This window comes from Bradyrhizobium sp. 14AA (assembly GCF_054185205.1).
In genome coordinates this window covers 1-429 of record NZ_JAVAYM010000210.1, presented here as the reverse complement: position 1 = coordinate 429, position 429 = coordinate 1, and the positions used below count along the sequence as shown (strand labels likewise).

The following is a 429-nucleotide window of genomic DNA, read 5'->3' as shown; positions in this document are numbered from 1 at the left end:
TGGTGATATTATACCGTTGAATTTTAAAGTGATTAAGTCAGAAAATGAGTTAAATGCAGATATAGAATTACAATGCAATCCTAATGTTAATTTAATGAGAAAAATTTGGGTTTCATTTAACTCGAATAAAGCTAAATTTGAAAAGGAGAAAATTAATGGCGTATATCACAACTACTAGATGGCTAGATAATGAGGAACAAGATTTAGATATAATTATCCAAAAACTTTTGGATGTAAGTGAATTGAACGAGAATATAAACACAGATTTAAAAACATATCATTATAATTTTAGAACATACAAAGTATTTACAGAAAATAAAGAAATAGAAATAGGTAGTCAGAAAATTGAATTTAATACTATCCGTTTCTCATACGATTCTGTGAGAAGTGGTGATGAACCACTTGAGGATAGAACAACTAATAATGCGG

Annotated in this window: 1 protein-coding gene; it reads left to right on the top strand. The window is 27.7% G+C overall.

All coding sequences use genetic code 11. From position 1 onward, the window contains the following. Positions 1-155 precede the first annotated feature (155 nt). Positions 156-429 (top strand): hypothetical protein (locus RAD15_RS44050; RefSeq protein ID WP_458184902.1); only part of this gene is annotated, 274 nt, incomplete at its 3' end.